We start from the raw sequence: 18,582 nt of genomic DNA, 5'->3' as shown, positions 1-18,582 counted from the left end.
TCAGGCCAGGTGTCTACAATCTGCACCCCTCAAACGGACAGCACACCCATTCACACACAGGACAGCTATGAGCGAGGCCGCAACCAGCGTTAACCCCGGGCTATCCCAGCCCCTGCTGGCAAAGCGCACCTCTCGCAAATGGCTTATCAGCGCCTTGCTGACCACCGCCATTGTTGCCTTGCCGGTCCTCTCGGTTATCTTTCTCGCGCTTTCTCCCGAAGAGAATATCTGGCCACACCTTATTGAAACCACACTGCCCCGCTATCTGATCACCACCATCCAACTGATGGCAGGCGTGGGCGCAATCACCCTGGCCATTGGCCTGGCCTCCGCCTGGGCCGTGACCATGTGCGAGTTTCCTGGCCGCAAGTTCTTCGAGTGGGCCATGCTTCTGCCTTTCGCGGTACCGGCCTATGTTATCGCCTATGTGTACACCAGCCTGCTGGATTATGCCGGCCCGATCCAGGGTGCCCTGAGGGATTGGTTTGGCTGGGAAAACGCCTCCGATTACTGGTTCCCGGAAATCCGCAGCCTGGAAGGCGCCACGCTCATGCTTGGCCTGGTGCTCTACCCCTATGTGTATTTGCTGGCCCGGGCTGCGTTCCTGGAGCAGTCACCCTCCCTGTTTGCTGTCAGCCGCAGCCTTGGCCACTCGGCCCTGAGCACCTTCTTCAAGGTAGTCCTGCCCATAGCTCGCCCGGCAGTTGCCGTAGGGCTCTCCCTGGTACTCATGGAAACCCTGAACGATTTCGGCACCGTCGATTTCTTCGCGGTACAAACCCTCACCGCCGGCCTGTTCGATACCTGGATGAATCTCGGCAACCTCGGCGGCGCCGCCCAGATTGCCACCACCATGCTCATCTTCGTGGTGATTCTGGTAACCCTCGAACGCTATTCCCGCAGGCGCCAACAGCAATACGCCGCCCGGGACAACCGGGAACCGATCCACCGTTTCACCATGTCGCTCCCGCGCCAGATGATCTGCGTGGCCGTGTGCGCGTTGCCTGTGCTGTTCGGGTTTGTGATTCCCGGTGCCACCCTCGGTCTCTACGCCTGGGAATACTTTGGTGAAAGCTGGAACCCGGACTTTATCCGCAACACTTTTAACAGCCTGTTTCTGTCTGGCACTGCTGCGCTGACAACCCTGCTGATCGGCATTACCCTTGCCTACAGCCGCCGCCTGCACAATACCCGGGGCATGCAGATACTGATGCGTCTCTCCAGCCTGGGCTACGCCATGCCCGGTGCGGTACTGGCGGTGGGTGTGATTGTGCCCCTGGCCGGGTTCGACAACTGGCTGGATAGCCTGATGCGGGATTTCTTCGGCATCAGCACCGGGCTGTTGCTCAGCGGATCGGCCTTTGCCCTGGTGTTTGCCTATACCGTGCGGTTCCTGGCGGTTTCCGCAGGCAGCGTGGAAAGTGCATTGCAGAAGATCACACCCAGTATGGACATGGCTTCCCGCTCACTGGGCCACAGCCCCGGTAAAACCCTGGTAAAGGTTCACCTGCCCATGCTGAGGGGAACATTGCTGACGGCTGCGCTGGTGGTTTTCGTGGACTGTATGAAGGAGTTGCCGGCCACCCTGATTCTCAGGCCGTTCAACTTTGAGACCCTGGCCACCTACGTGTACCAGTTTGCCTCTGATGAGCGCCTGTACCACAGCGCCCTGCCCGCCCTGATCATTGTTCTGGCGGGCATCATCCCGATTATTCTGATGAGCCGGTCAATCTCCAACACCCGCTCGATTGCCTGAAAGCCGGGCCCTGAAGGTTCAGGGCATCAGGAATTCATCCGTGACTCCACATCCTGCACCACAAACCGTCCCTGGAAGACCGCCACGGGTTCAACCTCCGGCATGGCCCTGGGTTCGCCACAGAACACCTCGGCCGTGAGGTCCAGCCGGCCCTTGCCGTGCCGCGCCAGGCTTTTTCGGAAACGCCCGGGCACCTCATCACCGGGCAGGCGACAGATTACGTAAAAATCCGAACTGACCGGCTCCAGGTAATCAATGTTTCCGCTCTGGACCACCACATTCCCTCGCAACCCCAGATCCCAAAGTGCAAGTTCTGTCAGGCTCCAGGCGGCGGTGACCGCGGCGCAATAGATACTGCCGCCGAACCCGGTGCCCTGATGGTTGCGGTTGGGTTCCAAAGGCGCGCTAAGCAGCAGAGAATGGCCGTCCCACGAATGCAGTTTAATCCCCAGCGCCCGAGACAGAGGAATCTCGTCGTGGATACGTTTCTGGAAAAGAGACAACTGGCTCATAACATCCTCCTGATATCGTTCCAGTTTAGGCCGGCTTATTCCTTTTCCCTATGCGACTAACGTCGGTTTTTCCACTATGAAAAAGGCCCGGCAAAGCCGGGCCTGATTACAGTCCGAAAAACAACCGCAGATGTTTACTGCCAGATAACGGGCTGGCGCTGCGCATACCAGTTGTCCACTTTTTCCTGGTAGGCATCTTCAACCACATTACGTTTGAGCTTCATGGTCGGTGTCAGGAAGCTGTTTTCGATGGACCACTCTTCGCTGACAACGGTGATGAAAGCCAGTTGCTCATGGGGATCCACCGTTTTGTTCACATCGGCGATCAGCTGCCTGAAGCTTTTCTCGATTTCCTTGCGGAAGGCTTCATCAGCCATCTTCGGCCGGGACTCCTCGGACAGCATAACCAGCGCATGTGGCTGGGTCTGATTGGCGCCGGAGACACACACCATCTCAATGGCATCGTGCGACATCAGCCGGTTCTCGATGGGTGCCGGAGCAATATACTTGCCCTTGCTGGTCTTGAAGATTTCCTTGATACGGCCAGTAATCTTCAGGCGGCCCATCTCGTCAATCTCACCCTTGTCACCGGTTTTCAGGAAACCGTCCTCAGTGAAGGCTTCGCGGGTCTTCTCCTCATCCTTGTAGTAACCCATCATGGTTGCCGGGCTATTGATCTGAATCTCGCCTTCTGGGCTGATCCTGGTCTCGACACCGGGCAGGGATTCACCGACGTAACCGATCCGGGAGCGGCCAGGTTTGCTCATGTGCGAGTAGGCAAAATTCTCAGACATGCCGTAGCCTTCCAGCAGTTCCAGGCCCAGATTGCGATACCATTCCAGCACATCGCTGGCGAGCGGTGCAGACCCGCTTCCCGCCAACTTGACTTTGTCCAGGCCAAGGCCCTTCAGGATCTTCTTCTTGATCAGCTTGTTCACCACCGGAATCTTGAGCAACCGGTCCAGCTTCTTCTTCGGCAGCTTCTGGAGCACACCATGCTGGAACTTTACCCACAGCCGCGGCACAGACAGGAAGAGCGTTGGCTGGGCACGCCGCAGATCCTGCACGAACGTCTCCAACGACTCGGCAAAAAAGAGCTGGAAGCCGGCATAAAGAGAAGCCAGCTCCACAAAGGTCCGTTCGAATACGTGAGCAAGAGGCAGGTAAGACAACATGCGCTCCTCGGAGCCGACACCCAGCACCTCCATGCCGCCTTCCGCAGCAAAGGCCATGTTGCCAAAACTGAGCATCACGCCCTTGGGCTTGCCGGTGCTTCCGGAGGTATACACGATAGTGGCCAGCTCATCCGCATCGCGGTGCACGTCCTCCTCGAGGGGCGGGTACTTGGCAACGATGTCGTCCCAGGTTTCAAAATCGTTGGGCGGGCTCAGCGGGAAAGAAATGCAGCGCACGGATTCCGGCACACCCGGCTTCATCATGTCCCAGTCATCCAGCTTGCCGACAAAAAGAACGTCGCACTCCGCATGGTTCAGTATGTAGTTCACGGTATCTGCGTTCAGGGTGGGATACAGCGGCACCGAAATATGGCCGGCCATCCAGATAGCCCAGTCGGTCATAATCCAGTGGGCGCAGTTCTTGGAGATCAGACCGATGCGGCTCTTCTCCGGGAGGTTCAGGGATTTCAGGTAAGACGCCATGCGCCTTGCCTCATCCACTGCCCGGCCCCAGGTATACTCCACCACTTTGCCGTTCCCGATGGGCTGCGTCATATACAGCGAGTTGGTCTTGGATTTTTCCCAGTGGCAGACCATATCCAGGGGAAGCTTGTTTGTTGTGTCCATGGACCTTCCTTGTAGTTCATTATTCGAGTTATTGATGACTTATTATTAGACTTTCGTAGGGTATTTCAACATAACCTGCGGCGTCAAAACGTGAAACAAGCGAAATTATTTTCAACTGCACCTATTTACGTCAAGCCGGGAGCCGGTTTACCGCAAGTTCAGTAGCCCTCAAACCCTGTGCCTGTGGTAAACTTCCGCTCCTTTTTGAAGTGCAACATACCAGTTAACCTACCCGGAGATGGGCATATGGCCAAGAGAACCCTGCGCACCCTGTTTGGTGCCACCCTGCTGGCAATGGCAACCCTCGTTCAGGCACAGGAACCCCGCATTGTCGCCATCACACAGATTGTGGAGCACCCGGCGCTGGACGCCGTCTACCAGGGCGTGAAAGACGAACTCGCAGAGCGTGGCTATAAGGAAGGTGAAAATCTCACCATCATGCACGAGAGCGCTCAGGGCAATGCCGCCATTGCCTCCCAGATTGCCCGCAAGTTCATCGGAGAACAACCCGATGTGATCGTTGCCATCGCAACCCCCTCGGCGCAAACCGTGGCCGCGGCGGCTCGCAACACCTCAGTGGTGTTCTCGGCGGTTACCGATCCGGTCGGCGCCAAGCTGGTCAGCAGCCTGGAAGCCCCCGGCGCCAACATCAGCGGCGTGAGCGACATGCTGCCCATCGACAAACACCTGGATATGCTCCTGCGTGTGATGCCAGATGCCAGACGTATCGGCACCGTCTATAACCCGGGCGAAGCCAACGCCGTGTCTCTGGTTAACCTGCTGGAAGAGCGGTTGAAAGCCCGGGGGCTGACTCTGGAGAGAGCCGCCGCCACCAAAACCTCCGAGGTGCTGGGCGCCGCCCGCTCCCTGGTGGGCAAGGCCGATGCCATTTACCTGACTACCGATAACACCGTGATCAGCGCGGCAGAAGCCGTGATTGCCGTCGGCGAACGGGCGGACATCCCGGTTTTCGCCGCTGACACCGCCACCGTTCAGCGCGGAGCTGTCGCTGCCCTCGGGTTTGACTACTACGATCACGGTCGCCAAACCGGCATGATGGTCGCCCGGGTACTGGACGGCAAAAAACCCGGCGGCATGCCGGTAGAAACCATGGAAAAACTGGACCTGTTCGTTAACCCGACAGCGGCCAGGCGCATGGGCATCACCCTGTCCGATACGCTGGTTGCTGAAGCCGAAAAAGTCATCGACAGCGCCAAGTAACCCCTGAACCCCACGGGCGGCCCTCACAAGGGGCCGCCCGTTTTCATTAATGGTGATACCCGACCATGCTGAGTGACATTGCCCTTTACGGCGCCATCGAAACCGGCCTGATATACGGCCTCGTGGCCTTTGGCGTCTACATTTCCTTCCGAGTTCTGGATTTTCCCGACCTCACAGTGGACGGCAGCTTTCCGCTGGGCGCCGCAGTGGCTGCGATCCTGATAATCGACGGCGTAAACCCCTGGCTGGCCACTGGCGCCGCCGTATTGGCCGGCATGGCGGCCGGCGCAGTAACCGCCATCCTGAACGTAAAGCTGAAAATCCTGAACCTGCTGGCCTCCATCCTCACCATGATCGCGCTTTACTCCGTAAACCTGCGCATCATGGGCCGCCCGAACGTGGCGCTGCTTACCGAAGAAACCGTACTCACACCCTGGTATGACCTGGGGCTGGCCTACCATCAGGTACCGGTGGTGCTGTTTATCATCGTGATCGCCATTTCCCTGGTGCTGCTGTGGCGGTTCATGAAATCAGAAACCGGTCTGGCCATGCGCGCCACCGGCGCCAACGCGCGCATGGCAAGAGCCCAGGGCATTGCTACCGGTGCCATGATCATCCTCGGCGTGGCACTTTCCAACGGCCTGGTGGGCCTCGCCGGCGCCCTGTTCGCCCAGAGCCAGGGCGCAGCGGACGTCACCATGGGCGTGGGCGTGATCGTAATCGGCCTGGCCTCCCTGATTGGTGGCGAAGCGGTTATTACCCCCTCCTCGGTGCTTCGGGCGCTGATTGCCTGCGTGGCGGGTGCCATTATTTACCGCCTGGCCATCGCCTTCGCACTGAACGCCGACATGCTGGGGCTGCAGGCCCAGGATCTGAACCTGATTACCGCCGTGCTTGTGACCCTGGCCATCGTATTGCCGGGCGTGCGCAATTCCGTGGTTAGCAAATTCACGCGCGACAAGGCCTGAGGAGGCAACATGATCAGTGCAACCGATCTCCGGCTGACCTTTGGCAAAGGCACACCGCTGGAAAACCCCGCGCTCCGGGGCATGAGCCTGACGGTTAACCAGGGCGAATTTGTAACCGTGATTGGCAGCAACGGCGCGGGCAAATCCACCTTTCTGAATGCCCTGGCCGGCGAAGTGCTGGTCGACACTGGCCAGATCATCGTGGACAACCTGGACGTGACCAAACTGCCCACCCATAAACGGGCTGGCCGCGTTGCCCGGGTATTTCAGGACCCACTGGCCGGCACCTGTGAAGGCCTCACTATTGAGGAAAATCTGGCCCTCGCCATCAAACGGGGCCAGCCCCTGGGCCTGACCACCGCTGTGAAAAAGCAGTACATGGAACAGTTCCGGGACAGCCTCTCGTCCCTCAATCTGGGCCTGGAGAAACGCCTTGGCGACAAAATGGGCCTGCTCTCCGGCGGCCAGCGCCAGGCCGTGAGCCTGCTGATGGCCAGCCTGACCCCCTCCAGCATTCTGCTGCTGGACGAACACACCGCGGCTCTGGATCCGAAAACCGCTGCTTTCGTACTGGAACTCACTACAAAGATCATCGAGGAACAGGAACTCACCGCCCTGATGGTGACCCACAGCATGAAACAGGCACTGGAAGTTGGCAGTCGCACCGTGATGCTGCACCAGGGCCAGGTCGTGTTTGATATCGAAGGACGAGACCGCGAAGGCCTTGAGGTGAAAGACCTGCTCGGCCTGTTCGAGAAACAGCGCGGGCTGGAAGTGGACGACGACAGCCTGCTATTGGGCTAGACTGATGCATGCAGGGAAGCGGAAAACGGGGCCTTGTTCGGCCCCGTTTTTTGCTGGAAACACTCAGTGCCCGTATATACGCATGGCGGTATTGGATATCGCCAGGTTGTCCAGCGCGACCGAGCCGATGGATGTGCCACCAATCAGCACCCCACCAATTCTCATGTCTGCCTCGAACGTTTCCATATCCACAGCCAGCACCTCTGTACCGGCTGCGTTGGCGGCCTTGTAGATATCCAGCTCCACGTTCGCAAACACCCTCAGCGGCTGCGGTGCAGACAGATCATAATCTGCCCCGGTGAGCTCAAGATCCCGGATGCCCATTGCGAGAAACGGCACGTCGAAATCCATGTCGTCAATCGCGATATCCGTGAGCAGGTTGAGTTTGTCCGTCGCGGTATCGATCCGGATGGTGCCGGAGCCAATCAGCATGTCCATATTGAAGTTATCAAGAATGGTCGTACTGCCTCCGGTTCCGGTCAGATTCCAGGCGCCCGTGCTCATCCGAAAATCCACGGCGTTGAAAGTGATCGGCAGGAGGTTGATGATGGCGTCACCGTCCCGGGCAATATCAATGTTGATCCGGATGTTATCCAGCCGGTCATTGGCTTGACCATTGAGGTTCAGATTCATCTCGGAAAACATGTCGGTTCGGTTGGCACCTCCCACGAAGATATTATTGACCTCCAGCGACCCTTCATCGGTATAGATGAAGCGATCGATGTTCAGCTTGGTTTCCAGCTCAATGGTCACACCGGCCTGGCCGGTGATCATGCCCATCGCTGAATCATCCAGACTGTGGATCTCGGCCATGGCTGCAGGTGGAACACCCGCAACGCAGAGCGCTAGCAAGGTAGGTTTCAGGCCTTTCATTTTTGTTTCCTTGTTTTTAGTCTTTGTCACATCCTGTGGGCCACTGCAGTTTTCGACACCACATCAGTACTTTAGCGACACGTTCAGACCGGGTACGTGCAGGTGTCACAATTTGTATGACTTTTCTAATCGCTTAGGGCCTGACCGGTTTTTTAACCACAACATGTAGTGGTTTTGAACCTTTTCATCCAAATCGCTGTTTTAGAAAAAATTTCCCCTTTTCAAGCCGGTTTTGATTGATTTTCTTTGCCTGGAAGCGTCTGTCAATAGTTGCGTTCTTATTCACAGAACACTATATCCTGTTATACTCATCAAAGAATAAACCCATATATAGTGGTTAAAAAGAAAACAGGGCCCAGGCCCAATGCACGAATTCAAAGGGGTATGGCGCCGCCGGCACAAGGGGGCGCCATCAAAAGAAGACATACCGGAAGACAGAGGGCGGCAATGAACGCTAAGGCACAGGCAGTGGTTACAACAATCCCGATGCAGGAAGCCTCGATCGACATCTGGCACAGCAAGTACCAGCTGAAGACCAAGACCGGCGAGCCCGTGGACAAGGACATCAACGCAACCTACGAACGTGTTGCCAAAGCCCTTGCCGAGGTGGAAAACAAATCCGTACGTACCCAGCACATGAAGAACTTCATCTGGGCCCTGCAGAACGGCGCTATTCCGGCCGGCCGGATTACCTCCAACGCCGGTGCCGAAGCGCACAAGCCGGCCACCTCCACCATTAACTGCACCGTTTCCGGCACGGTTCAGGACTCCATGAACGACATCCTGGAAAAGAACCACGAAGCTGGCCTTACCCTCAAGGCAGGTTGTGGTATCGGTTATGAGTTCTCCACCCTGCGCCCGAAAGGCGCCTACGTGGCCGGCGCCGGTGCCACCACCTCCGGCCCGCTGTCGTTTATGGATATCTTCGACCGCATGTGCTTCACCGTGTCGTCTGCCGGTGGCCGCCGCGGCGCCCAGATGGCCACGTTTGATGTACACCACCCGGATGTCATCGACTTCATCCAGGCCAAGCGTGAAGACGGCCGCCTGCGCCAGTTCAACCTCTCCCTGCTGATCACCGAAGACTTCATCGAAGCCGTGCGCAACGGCGACGACTGGCACCTCTCCTTCCCCGTTACCGAAAAAGAAGTGGAAGACGAGCAACTGGACCTGAGCGATGAAAGCCGGTTTGTCTACCGTGATTTCCCGGTGCAGAAAGGCTATGTAATTAACGATGAGGGCAAGGTTGCCTGCCGCATCTACCGCACCCTGAAAGCCCAGTTCATCTGGGACACCATCATGACCAGCACCTACGACTACGCCGAGCCGGGTTTCATCCTGATCGACAAGGTCAACCAGATGAACAACAACTGGTTCTGTGAAGACATCCGCGCCACCAACCCCTGTGGCGAACAACCCCTGCCCCCGTACGGCAGCTGCCTGCTGGGCTCCGTGAACCTGACCAAGTTTGTGGACTACCCGTTCACCGACAAGGCCAGCTTCAACTACGAGAAATACCGCAAGGTCGTGGGCATCTTCACCCGCATGCTCGATAACGTGGTAGAGATCAACGGTCTGCCGCTGGCCGAGCAGCGCCACGAGATTACCTACAAGCGCCGCCACGGCATGGGCATCCTGGGCCTGGGTTCCACCCTGGCCATGCTGCGCATGCCCTACGGTTCTGAAGAATCCGTACAGTTCACTGAAGAAGTTGTGCGTGAAATGGCCGTGGAAGGCTGGCGCCAGTCCCTCACCCTGGCCGAAGAGAAAGGCGTGGCGCCGATCATGGACGATGAGTTTGAAGTAACGCCGAAGATGCTGGGCAAGTGCCCGCAGCTGTCTGAAGACGGCTACAAACTGGGCGACAAAATCAAAGGCCGCATCCTGCACGCCAAATACAGCCGCTACATGCAGCAGATTGCCAACGTAGAGCCGAAGCTGGTGGAAGAACTGGCCGAAAAAGGTGGCCGCTTCACCCACCACACCTCCATCGCGCCCACCGGCACCATCAGCCTGTCACTGGCCAACAACGCCAGTAACGGCATCGAGCCGAGCTTCTCGCACCACTACGCGCGCAACATCATCCGCGAAGGGCGCAAGACCAAGGAAAAAGTCGACGTATTCTCCTTCGAGCTGCTGGCCTACCGCCACCTGGTGAACCCGGGCGCCATGCCATTCTCCGAAGAGGACGACAAAAAGCTGCCGCCCTACTTCACCACCTCTGACGACGTAACGCCGGCGCAGCACGTAGACATTCAGGCCGCTGCCCAGAAGTGGGTGGATTCCTCGATTTCCAAAACCGCCAACGTTCCGACAGACTTCGACTATCAGGACTTCAAGGGCATCTACCTCTACGCCTACGACAAGGGCCTGAAGGGTTGCACCACCTTCCGCTTTAACCCGGAAGCCTTCCAGGGCGTACTGGTTAAGGAAAAGGACCTGGAGAACACGATGTACGAGTTCACCCTGGACGACGGTAGCAAGGTGACCCTCAAGGGCAACGAACAGGTAGAGTACGACGGCGAAATCCACAACGCCGCCAACCTGTTTGACGCGCTTAAAGAAGGCACCTACGGCAAATACTGACCCGGGAACCGACACAGGACAACGAACATGACCGTTAAAATCAGCAACAAAATCGTCGGCTACCGCGTAAAGAAAGCCGACCCAGAAGCCACCATCGAACACCCGGCACCGGTGCAGGCGGAAGCCAAACCCGTTCAGATGAACGAATACATCGAGCGGCCGGACTTCCTCCTGGGCACCACTTATAAGATCAAGCCGCCGATCGCCGAGCATGCGATGTACATCACCATCAACGACATCCTGCTCAACGAAGGCACCGACCACGAAAGCCGGCAGCCGTACGAAGTGTTCATCAACTCCAAGTCGATGGAACACTTCCAGTGGGTTATCGCCCTCACCCGCGTAATCTCTGCGGTATTCCGCAAGGGTGGCGACGTGACCTTCCTGGTGGAAGAGCTACGCAGCGTGTACGACCCCAACGGCGGCTACTTCAAGAAAGGCGGCGTGTTCATGCCCTCCCTGGTGGCTGAAATCGGCGCTGTGATCGAAAAGCACCTGAAGGCCATCGGCCTGCTGGAAAGCGAGGAAATGAGCGAAACCACCAAGCGCATCCTCGCCGAAAAACGCGCCGAGTTCGAAGCCAGCCACAGCACGGCCACGAACGACGAAAGAGCCAGCGACTACCCGCCCAATGCCACCATGTGCGGCAAATGCAGCACCAAGGCGGTGATCGTGATGGACGGGTGTGCGACCTGCCTGTCTTGTGGCGACAGTAAGTGCGGTTGAGGTGATTGACCTATAAGTGGCGAGAAGGCCTGGAGTGAAAGCTTCGGGCCTTTTTGTTTGGAGTGATTGTTTTTACCAACGACCGGAACGACTCATAGCATTGCGGCAAAAAATGATCGTAACGACCGTTTTTGTCGGCCACTTTGAGACAAAATTCGGCCACAAGACTTTGAACTTACGCGCTTTTCGGCTAAGTTGAACGTAATTTCGTGTTGAAATAGTGGTCGCGGAAAAACGGTCACCGAGACCATGATACAAATGTTAAATCAGTAGTGGTACCGCAGCTGGGCAATGAACAAAGCATCATCCGTGACCTTGTAAACGATGCGGTGTTCTTCGTTAATTCGGCGGGACCAGTAATCAGCGAGGCTATGCTTGAGCGGTTCTGGTTTACCGACACCTTCAAATGGTCCGCGCTTGGTTTCTTTGATCAGCTTGTTGATTCGGTTAAGGATCTTTTTGTCAGTTTTCTGCCAATACAGATAGTCTTCCCAGGCGTTCTCGGAGAAGATGAGTTTCATTCAAGAAGTTCCTTTTCCTGACCACCGCCTTGCTCAAGTTCGGCAACCGATTCCAGCAAACGACGGGCGTTCTTTGGTGTGCGCAGGAGGTATGCGGTCTCTTGCAACGCCTCATAGTCCTCAAGAGAGATCATGACCACGGATTGCGACTTGCTCCGGGTGATGATCACAGGAGAATGGTCTTCACAGACCTGCTCCATGGTTTTTGCTAGATTGGTTCTAGCGGCTGTGTAGCTAATGGCATCCATGAGGTTGCTCCTGTACAGAATGTTGTTCCTGTGCAGAATAACGTACATAAAAGGATTTAATCGGGTAGCCGAGGGTATCTAACCCTCAGCCCCCACAACACCCTGCATGCGGGACCGCACAGGGCGTTTCCCGGAAATGTTTAAAGTAAAATGGCCGATTAGCTCCGCTTACCCCAATGATGGCTTCACCGACTGAGCGGTGATCTTCCCACAGGGGACTTTCACCCCATTAGTTCATGCCCATGCTGGGCGTACACCAAGCCATGCACCGGATGCCGTACCCTCCGCTTCGCTGCGGTTTTGTTACCGGTGATGGCCAAGGCCAGAAAGATGGTCTTCCATACTGGAAGCCAGTTTTGGCTTCTTTCGGGGTATCGGCAACGTGCCCAGGTTGTGGGGCCACACAGGTACAACACCTCAGCCTCCATGAACGCCCACTTCGGATGGGCGTTGCCGATCTTGTTGCCCTGGGTGCCATAGCCCTTGCCAGCGGATTCCGCCTTGCACTTGATGAGTTAGGTGCCATTATACCTCCCGGAGCCTTGCTATTGTGGGCTTTGCAGGCAATTCAAGCCGTGCGAAGTGACGGATTCAGGGTTGTGTCAGGCGGTGTTGTTTATCGACTTCGCGAAGCGGAAGCAATCCGGCATCGGAGGTGATATGGCCGCCGGAAGAACCGGCTTCAATCTGGCGGCGGGACAGTGGCGAGAAGGTCAGTTTTCCAGGTATCATTTTGGATAGCGGCGGTTGGTGTTGGTTCCGTGTGTAGCACCTTGAAATTATAGTACTTTCCGCCGTTTTCTTTTATCCCTTTATGAGAAATCCGGGCTGGGGACCAGGGATCTTTCAAGATGGTCTTTGTCGTTGTTTGTGGGGCGAATCACTTCAGGCTCTACAAACTCCGGCAAACAGAACTATCTGGTTCCAGGCATTCATGCACCACTTTTCAAAGAGTCCGTTGAAACTATGCTTTCCCAATTGTTCCAGGCCATTGATAACCAGGATGCCACCGCCTTCGCCGGTTTTCTAACTGAAGATTGCACCTTCTCGTTCGGCAATCAGCCTGCCGTTTGTGGCAAGGAGGCGGTGCGTGATTTTGTTGCCGGCTTCTTCGCCTCCATCGAAGCCGTGTCTCACAGCCTTTCGGAATCCTGGGAGGTGGAGGACGGCTCCATCTGCCAAGGTACCGTCACCTATACCCGTAAGGATGGCTCTACCCTCACCATACCCTTTGCAAACATTCTGAAATTCAAAGAATGTCTGGTCTGCGACTATCGGATATTTGCTGACACCTCGGAGCTATATCGGCCAAGGTGAGGGAAAAACCGGGACAGATCTATTTTTCCCGTCCTGGCCAAGAACGAAGACCGTCCGGTCACAGAGATTATCAACGGGCTCCGGCCTGAGCCGGACAAATTTCAGGCAGACTGGCCGGATGGATACAGCTACTCGGTAGGCGGCGAAACCGAAGAAGCCGCGGAAACGTTTGACTCCGCTGGGACCGCACTCGTGGTGGCGATCATTCAGATTTTCGGTGTGCTGGTATTGCTGTTTGGCTCCTTCCGTCAGGCACTGATTCTGCTGGCGAGCCTTCTCTTGGCGATCGGTAACGAAATGTGGCGCCCATTGTGTTTTGCGGTCATATTCGGGTTGCTGGCGTCCACCGTGTTGTCGTTGATTATCATACCCTGCCTGTACAGGCTGTTTACGCCGCCAGAAGCCGGGTAGGAAGTCAGCCTTGATTAGTGAGCGAGAAAGCTGATGGCCAAGAAACGAACTCAGCATGGCACTGCGGGGCGTTATTGCGCTGTTTCCGCGTACCTGATTTTAGCGTTGAGTCTGTCAGGTTTTGCACAGGGGGCAGACAGCGCTGAGCCCGTGATGCCTGAGCTTTCCCCTATCGAGGTTCCGGAGGCTCCGGAAACGCCCGCACCGGTGGCGATTGATGCGTTGTCAGAGTCCCGGTCGGGTATCCAGGCAGAGATTCGTTCGTTGGAGGAAGCGCTGACACAGCGGCAACAGGCACTGGAGAATACACGGGAACGACTTGCCTTTGCCGAAACCTGGCGGGAGCGACTGGATGCTGAGTACCAGGGGCTGCAACGGCGGCTTGAAACCGCCGGCCTGGATCTGACCCAAGAGTACGCCAATCTGCTTCGCCGCCGGTTGGACCGGCTGGAACGGCAGCACCTGGCCGACAATCTGACGGCGACCATCAAAAGCCAATTGGAAGCGGCACGCATGGAGCAGTTCCGTCTGGAGGAATTCGATGCCCTCCTGCGGCCACCGGCCACAGCCAATAATCGCCTGGCTCAGCGCAGGGCGGACCTTCTGGCGAAACTCGGTACAGCCGTAACGGCCCATCTTGAAGCACTGAATAACTATTTTGTGTCGGTCAATGCCACCCAGGAACTCATTATCGCCTATCAATCCCTGTTGCGGCAGCGACTGTTCTGGCTGCCCAGCACCGAGCCCATACGCGTTCAGTCTTTCCCAGAGCTGGCCGCCGCCACCGGGTGGTTGCTGAGCCCCACCCAGTGGTACGAGCTATTGCAATCAACGCCGAAGGCATTGCGGACCCATCCGGTTCCGTTGGTGGTACTGACATTACTTTTGGCAGGGTTTGTGGCCACCAGGGCCAGGGCCCGGCACGCGCTGGCAGCGGCAGGGGAGAATATTGGCAACGTCGCCCGGGATCGCTTCCGCCATACCTTTGCGGGCCTGGGTTACTCCATCATCCTGGCTCTGATGGGCACAGTTGCGCTGGTGTTTCTGGCATTACTGGTCTCGCAGGGGGGAGAATTTGGCGCGGCCCTGTCCACGGGGCTCGGGAACGCCGCGTTTCTGTTTTTTCTGCTCAGCATGGTTTACCAGGTTGCCCGTTCCGGCGGACTTGGCGAGCGTCACTTCAAGTGGCATGCCGACACCCTCAAGGCCATCCGCCGCGGTATGCCCAGGCTCATGGTTGTTATGGTGCCAGCGGCAATACTGACCCCCTTGACCGAGGCCGCCATCGGAGAGTCGTTTCGGGACAGTCTTGGCCGTGTCATCTTCGCACTGGCGTCCATCGCGCTGTCGCTGTTCGCCCACCGGGTTCTGAAACCCGGTCTGGCGCGAGATGTGGACGGCAGGGTGCGCCTGATGTCATGGCTGATCTATCTGGCTGTTGTCGCCACACCACTCGTTCTCATGGGGTTCTCGCTCTATGGCTACCATTACACAGCGGTCCAGCTTGAGGGCACCCTGTTTATAACTGCCTGCTGGGTGGCCATCGTCGCCCTGCTTTACTACCTGGCCCTGAGAGCACTGTCGGTGCGGGAACGGCGAATGGCGCTTGAGCGGCTGAGAGAGAAACGCGCCGCCCAGCAGGAACTGGCGGCGGCAAGAGAAGCCGCCGATGCATCCGGAGAGGGGCTGCCGACGACGCTGGACATGCCGGAGATGGACTTGCAGGCCATCAGCAGCCAGAGCAAGGCGTTGTTGCGGATACTTGCTGGGGCGCTGATCGCCGTCGGCCTCTGGCTGCTTTGGGCCAATGTCTTTCCCGCCTTCCGGTTCTTGAATGAAATCACCCTCTGGACCGTTGCGCCCCTGACCGAAGGGGGCCAGGCCCTGGCGGTAACACTGGAAGATCTGCTGCTATCGTTATTGTTCGGTTTGGCAACGGTTCTGGCGGCCCGTAACCTTCCCGGCACCCTGGAAGTGGCGGTGCTCAGCCGAATGAAGCTCGCGCCGGGCACTGGCTATGCCATCACCACACTGGTCACCTACGTGATCATCATCGTTGGTGTTGTGGTGACTTTCGGTGCCCTTGGCGCCCAGTGGTCCAAGCTTCAGTGGCTGGTCGCTGCGCTGGGCGTGGGGCTCGGTTTCGGGTTGCAGGAAATCGTTGCCAATTTTGTCTCCGGCATCATTATCCTGTTCGAGCGGCCCATTCGTGTGGGTGATACCGTGACCGTGGGTGGAAAAACCGGCACCGTTGCGCGAATCCGTATCCGGGCAACCACGCTGATCGACTGGGACCGGAAAGAACAGATTGTTCCCAACAAGACCTTTGTGACTCAGGATCTCACCAACTGGACACTCTCGGATTCCATTACCCGTGTCATCGTGCAGGTGGGCGTGGCCTACGGTTCGGATATCGACACGGTCCAGAGTCTGCTCAACGATGTCGCCACGGCCAACAGCCGGGTGGTCAAGGATCCGCCTCCGGCGGTGTTCTGCGTGGCACTGGCGGACAGCAGCATCAACTTTGAAATGAGGGTGTTCGTGAAATCCATGCTCGACATCATGCCAGTCTCTCACGAGCTGCATGCCGCCATCACCCGGACCTTGCGCGAGGCGGGCATTCAGATTCCGTTCCCGCAGCGGGATATCCACATAATAACCGGCGCTCAGAGCACAGACTCGTGACTCAACATGAGTAGCAACTCGTCCTTGGTTGCCGGCTTGGCCAGATAGTCGTCCATTCCGGCCTTGAGAAACGTTTCCTGATCTCCAGGGATGGTATTGGCCGTCAGGGCAATAATGGGCTTGCCGTTCATTTTGCCGGCATTACGAATAATTCGCGTAGCTTCCAGGCCGCCCATCTCCGGCATGAATATATCCATGAGGATAACATCGTAATCAAGAGTGCGCAGTGCCTCGACGGCTTAAAGATGTCTTCCAATGCCGCCAAGGAATGGTTCGGTACCTTCAAGGAGCTGGGCGAAAAGCGGGACAAGCTGATACAACTGATTCGCCACAATCGGCGTGAACATCACGAACGGGATGAAGCCGAAACCGAAGCTGAGCTGGACCGGGATATCCGCCGGGCAAAGACCGCCCTCTCCCTGGACGAATCCTTGAAGAAAGTGGACCATTTCCTAAAGACGAACCGCCCAAGGATGGGCCAGGGGCAGCTATACTGTCTGGCGCATAGTATTGAGAAGTTGGCGAATTATGGACAGTTACGTCCAATGGCAGATTCAACCAGACTAAGCAGATCGTAGCTGTGAGGAAATCATGAATGAGTCAATCATTCAGAAGTCCGCAGTGGCCTCCATGGTCAAGGATCTGAAATTGCAGGTCTCCGGCGGAGTTCGGTGCATAGCATGGTGTGCAGGGCTGGTGTTTGCGAGTCTTGCCACCCTCACCCTGGCCCAATCACCATGCCCCGGAATTCACGTGAAGATTCTGGACATCAGAAACAGCGCTGGAGCGGTAGCTTGCGCGCTTTTCGAATCACCAGAGGGTTTTCCTACTGAGTTTCTGCGCTCCGCAAGCAATATCATGATAATAAAAGTTCGGGATACGCAGGCGCGTTGCGACTTTGAAGACATCCCGCCGGGAACGTATGCGCTTGCCGTCATTCATGATGAAGATTTGGACGGCAAACTTGGCACCAACTGGCTGGGGATCCCCACGGAAGGCTACGGTTTTTCAAACGACGCAAAAGCCTTTATGGGTGCACCTTCGTTCGATGCCGCCAGCTTTCCGTACGATGGGCGAAACCTGGATCTGACCATCAGCTTGAATTACTGAGTGCTTGTTGTGTGAACACCGGAGGTTTTTGCTTTCCTGCTTCAATCCAGCACACCCATTCACGGTTGTTACTCTTTAGATCAAGTGGGGCGAGACAGAGGTTGCCCGCATTATTGAAATCATTTTTCGGGCATCCTGATCTGATCTATATTAATAGAGTGACATTCGCGTACGTTGTTTCGGATTAGTATCAAGTGCAGGCACGGCGACGCCCTTTACATTGCGCCTTCGTCTCCCTTCCAGGGGCGCGCATGATGCAGGCGCCAGCTGGGAAAAAATAAGGAGCAGTGATGCAGAACCCGACGGAACCAAAATACGTGCCAGCACTGGGCTACCACTGGCTTACTCCCTACTACGACGCTGTCGTTGGAACCACAACACGGGAGCGTAGTTTCAAACACGCCCTCATCAAACAAGCTGGCTTCGAGCCGGGGCAGCAAGTACTTGATCTGGCGTCTGGAACAGGCACCCTGGCAATCTGGATAAAACAATACCAGCCACAAGTCCACGTTACCGGAGTTGACGGCGATCCGGCCATCTTGTCTCTTGCGACCCGCAAGGCACAAAAAGCAAAGGTCTCGGTGCAGTTCGAACGCGCACTGTCCTACAGCCTGCCATATCCGGCGGCACATTTTGATCGGGTTGTTTCAAGCTTATTTTTTCACCACCTGTCATGGGAAAACAAACAACGCACAGTGCAGGAGCTGTTCCGGGTTCTCAAACCGGGAGCAGAGCTGCACGTCGCCGATTGGGGACGTGCCAGCAACATTTTGATGCGAGGGTTGTTTCTGTTCGTTCAGCTTCTCGATGGTTTTAAAAACACCCAGGATAACGTGTCGGGAAAACTCGTCACACTCTTCGAGCAAGCCGGGTTTGTTGACGTAACGCAGCGACAAACCTTCAGCACCATCTACGGAACAATGGCGCTCTATAGTGCGGTCAAACCCTGTTAACACGACGCTCAACCTGACTCGCTGCGTCGGCGTTGATGTTGAGCACACAACCCCTGGCCAGCAAGTCACTGTTAACAGATAGGTTTTCT

General features: G+C 56.7%; 17 protein-coding genes and 3 pseudogenes. 12 read left to right on the top strand and 8 right to left on the bottom strand.

The window, feature by feature from the left end; genetic code table 11:
* Positions 1 to 67: 67 nt before the first annotated feature.
* On the top strand, positions 68 to 1,756 hold the full coding sequence (locus NLK58_RS01195; protein ID WP_117616896.1) for an iron ABC transporter permease: 1,689 nt from the start codon (positions 68 to 70) through the stop codon (positions 1,754 to 1,756).
* Positions 1,757 to 1,782: 26 nt separating this feature from the next.
* Here the strand turns inward: NLK58_RS01195 and NLK58_RS01190 are convergent, their stop codons facing one another.
* Together NLK58_RS01190 and NLK58_RS01185 are read right to left on the bottom strand one after the other, a co-directional pair.
* A complete protein-coding gene (locus tag NLK58_RS01190; protein ID WP_117616895.1) occupies positions 1,783 to 2,268 on the bottom strand; it encodes a thioesterase domain-containing protein in 486 nt (161 codons plus the stop codon).
* A gap of 134 nt (positions 2,269 to 2,402) precedes the next feature.
* The gene (locus tag NLK58_RS01185) at positions 2,403 to 4,070 is read right to left on the bottom strand and encodes an AMP-binding protein (protein WP_341581862.1); all 1,668 of its coding nucleotides are present in this window, start codon (positions 4,068 to 4,070) and stop codon (positions 2,403 to 2,405) included.
* 246 nt (positions 4,071 to 4,316) lie between these two features.
* On the opposite strand from NLK58_RS01185, the gene NLK58_RS01180 reads away from it, so the two are divergent.
* From NLK58_RS01180 to NLK58_RS01170, 3 genes are all read left to right on the top strand, one after another.
* Positions 4,317 to 5,291, top strand: a complete 975-nt coding sequence (locus NLK58_RS01180; protein ID WP_117616893.1) for an ABC transporter substrate-binding protein — start codon at positions 4,317 to 4,319, stop codon at positions 5,289 to 5,291.
* A 65-nt stretch (positions 5,292 to 5,356) separates the two neighbouring features.
* Positions 5,357 to 6,259: an ABC transporter permease gene (locus NLK58_RS01175; protein WP_117616892.1), complete on the top strand. Its 903-nt coding sequence runs from the start codon at positions 5,357 to 5,359 to the stop codon at positions 6,257 to 6,259.
* A 9-nt stretch (positions 6,260 to 6,268) separates the two neighbouring features.
* Positions 6,269 to 7,063 carry an ABC transporter ATP-binding protein gene (locus NLK58_RS01170; RefSeq protein WP_341581858.1) on the top strand — a complete coding sequence of 265 codons (795 nt, stop codon included), beginning with the start codon at positions 6,269 to 6,271 and terminating at the stop codon, positions 7,061 to 7,063.
* A gap of 63 nt (positions 7,064 to 7,126) precedes the next feature.
* Here the strand turns inward: NLK58_RS01170 and NLK58_RS01165 are convergent, their stop codons facing one another.
* Entirely contained in the window at positions 7,127 to 7,936 is an 810-nt protein-coding gene (locus tag NLK58_RS01165) for a DUF6160 family protein (RefSeq protein WP_117616890.1), read from the bottom strand.
* Between the two features lie 447 nt (positions 7,937 to 8,383).
* Between NLK58_RS01165 and NLK58_RS01160 the strand changes: the two genes are divergently transcribed.
* Together NLK58_RS01160 and NLK58_RS01155 are read left to right on the top strand one after the other, a co-directional pair.
* The gene (locus tag NLK58_RS01160; RefSeq protein ID WP_341581855.1) at positions 8,384 to 10,522 is read left to right on the top strand and encodes an adenosylcobalamin-dependent ribonucleoside-diphosphate reductase; all 2,139 of its coding nucleotides are present in this window, start codon (positions 8,384 to 8,386) and stop codon (positions 10,520 to 10,522) included.
* Positions 10,523 to 10,549: 27 nt separating this feature from the next.
* Positions 10,550 to 11,248 (top strand): NrdJb, encoded by a 699-nt coding sequence (locus NLK58_RS01155; RefSeq protein WP_341581853.1) that lies wholly within the window; start codon positions 10,550 to 10,552, stop codon positions 11,246 to 11,248.
* A 266-nt stretch (positions 11,249 to 11,514) separates the two neighbouring features.
* Here the strand turns inward: NLK58_RS01155 and NLK58_RS01150 are convergent, their stop codons facing one another.
* The 4 genes and pseudogenes from NLK58_RS01150 to NLK58_RS01135 form a co-directional block, all read right to left on the bottom strand.
* Entirely contained in the window at positions 11,515 to 11,769 is a 255-nt protein-coding gene (locus NLK58_RS01150) for a Txe/YoeB family addiction module toxin (RefSeq protein WP_341581851.1), read from the bottom strand.
* Positions 11,766 to 12,017 (bottom strand): type II toxin-antitoxin system Phd/YefM family antitoxin, encoded by a 252-nt coding sequence (locus tag NLK58_RS01145; protein WP_117616886.1) that lies wholly within the window; start codon positions 12,015 to 12,017, stop codon positions 11,766 to 11,768. Before NLK58_RS01145 ends, NLK58_RS01150 begins: the two co-directional genes overlap by 4 nt.
* Positions 12,018 to 12,415: 398 nt before the next feature.
* Positions 12,416 to 12,532 (bottom strand): annotated as a pseudogene (locus NLK58_RS01140) (IS110 family transposase); the annotation flags it as partial.
* Between the two features lie 82 nt (positions 12,533 to 12,614).
* A pseudogene (locus NLK58_RS01135) lies at positions 12,615 to 12,749 on the bottom strand (IS1380 family transposase); the annotation flags it as partial.
* Between the two features lie 234 nt (positions 12,750 to 12,983).
* Here NLK58_RS01135 and NLK58_RS01130 point away from each other — a divergent pair.
* From NLK58_RS01130 to NLK58_RS01120, 3 genes are all read left to right on the top strand, one after another.
* Entirely contained in the window at positions 12,984 to 13,334 is a 351-nt protein-coding gene (locus NLK58_RS01130; protein ID WP_341581849.1) for a nuclear transport factor 2 family protein, read from the top strand.
* A gap of 192 nt (positions 13,335 to 13,526) precedes the next feature.
* Positions 13,527 to 13,745 carry a hypothetical protein gene (locus tag NLK58_RS01125; RefSeq protein ID WP_341581847.1) on the top strand — a complete coding sequence of 73 codons (219 nt, stop codon included), beginning with the start codon at positions 13,527 to 13,529 and terminating at the stop codon, positions 13,743 to 13,745.
* A gap of 33 nt (positions 13,746 to 13,778) precedes the next feature.
* Complete coding sequence (locus NLK58_RS01120; RefSeq protein ID WP_341581845.1) at positions 13,779 to 16,430, top strand: mechanosensitive ion channel domain-containing protein; 2,652 nt, start codon at positions 13,779 to 13,781, stop codon at positions 16,428 to 16,430.
* Here NLK58_RS01120 and NLK58_RS01115 read toward each other — a convergent pair.
* Positions 16,412 to 16,627 (bottom strand): response regulator, encoded by a 216-nt coding sequence (locus NLK58_RS01115; protein ID WP_341581843.1) that lies wholly within the window; start codon positions 16,625 to 16,627, stop codon positions 16,412 to 16,414. The genes NLK58_RS01120 and NLK58_RS01115 overlap by 19 nt on opposite strands.
* A gap of 36 nt (positions 16,628 to 16,663) precedes the next feature.
* Between NLK58_RS01115 and NLK58_RS01110 the strand changes: the two are divergent.
* From NLK58_RS01110 to NLK58_RS01100, 3 genes and pseudogenes are all read left to right on the top strand, one after another.
* A pseudogene (locus NLK58_RS01110) lies at positions 16,664 to 16,918 on the top strand (IS1182 family transposase); the annotation flags it as partial.
* Positions 16,919 to 17,021: 103 nt separating this feature from the next.
* Positions 17,022 to 17,540: a DUF2141 domain-containing protein gene (locus tag NLK58_RS01105; protein WP_341581841.1), complete on the top strand. Its 519-nt coding sequence runs from the start codon at positions 17,022 to 17,024 to the stop codon at positions 17,538 to 17,540.
* Positions 17,541 to 17,830: 290 nt separating this feature from the next.
* Complete coding sequence (locus NLK58_RS01100; RefSeq protein ID WP_117616883.1) at positions 17,831 to 18,493, top strand: class I SAM-dependent methyltransferase; 663 nt, start codon at positions 17,831 to 17,833, stop codon at positions 18,491 to 18,493.
* The last annotated feature ends 89 nt before the right edge of the window (positions 18,494 to 18,582 follow it).

This window comes from Marinobacter metalliresistant, from assembly GCF_038098645.1.
Classification (GTDB): domain Bacteria; phylum Pseudomonadota; class Gammaproteobacteria; order Pseudomonadales; family Oleiphilaceae; genus Marinobacter; species Marinobacter metalliresistant.
The sequence above is the reverse complement of the archived record's forward strand: the minus strand, read 5'-3'. Positions and strand labels throughout refer to the sequence as shown.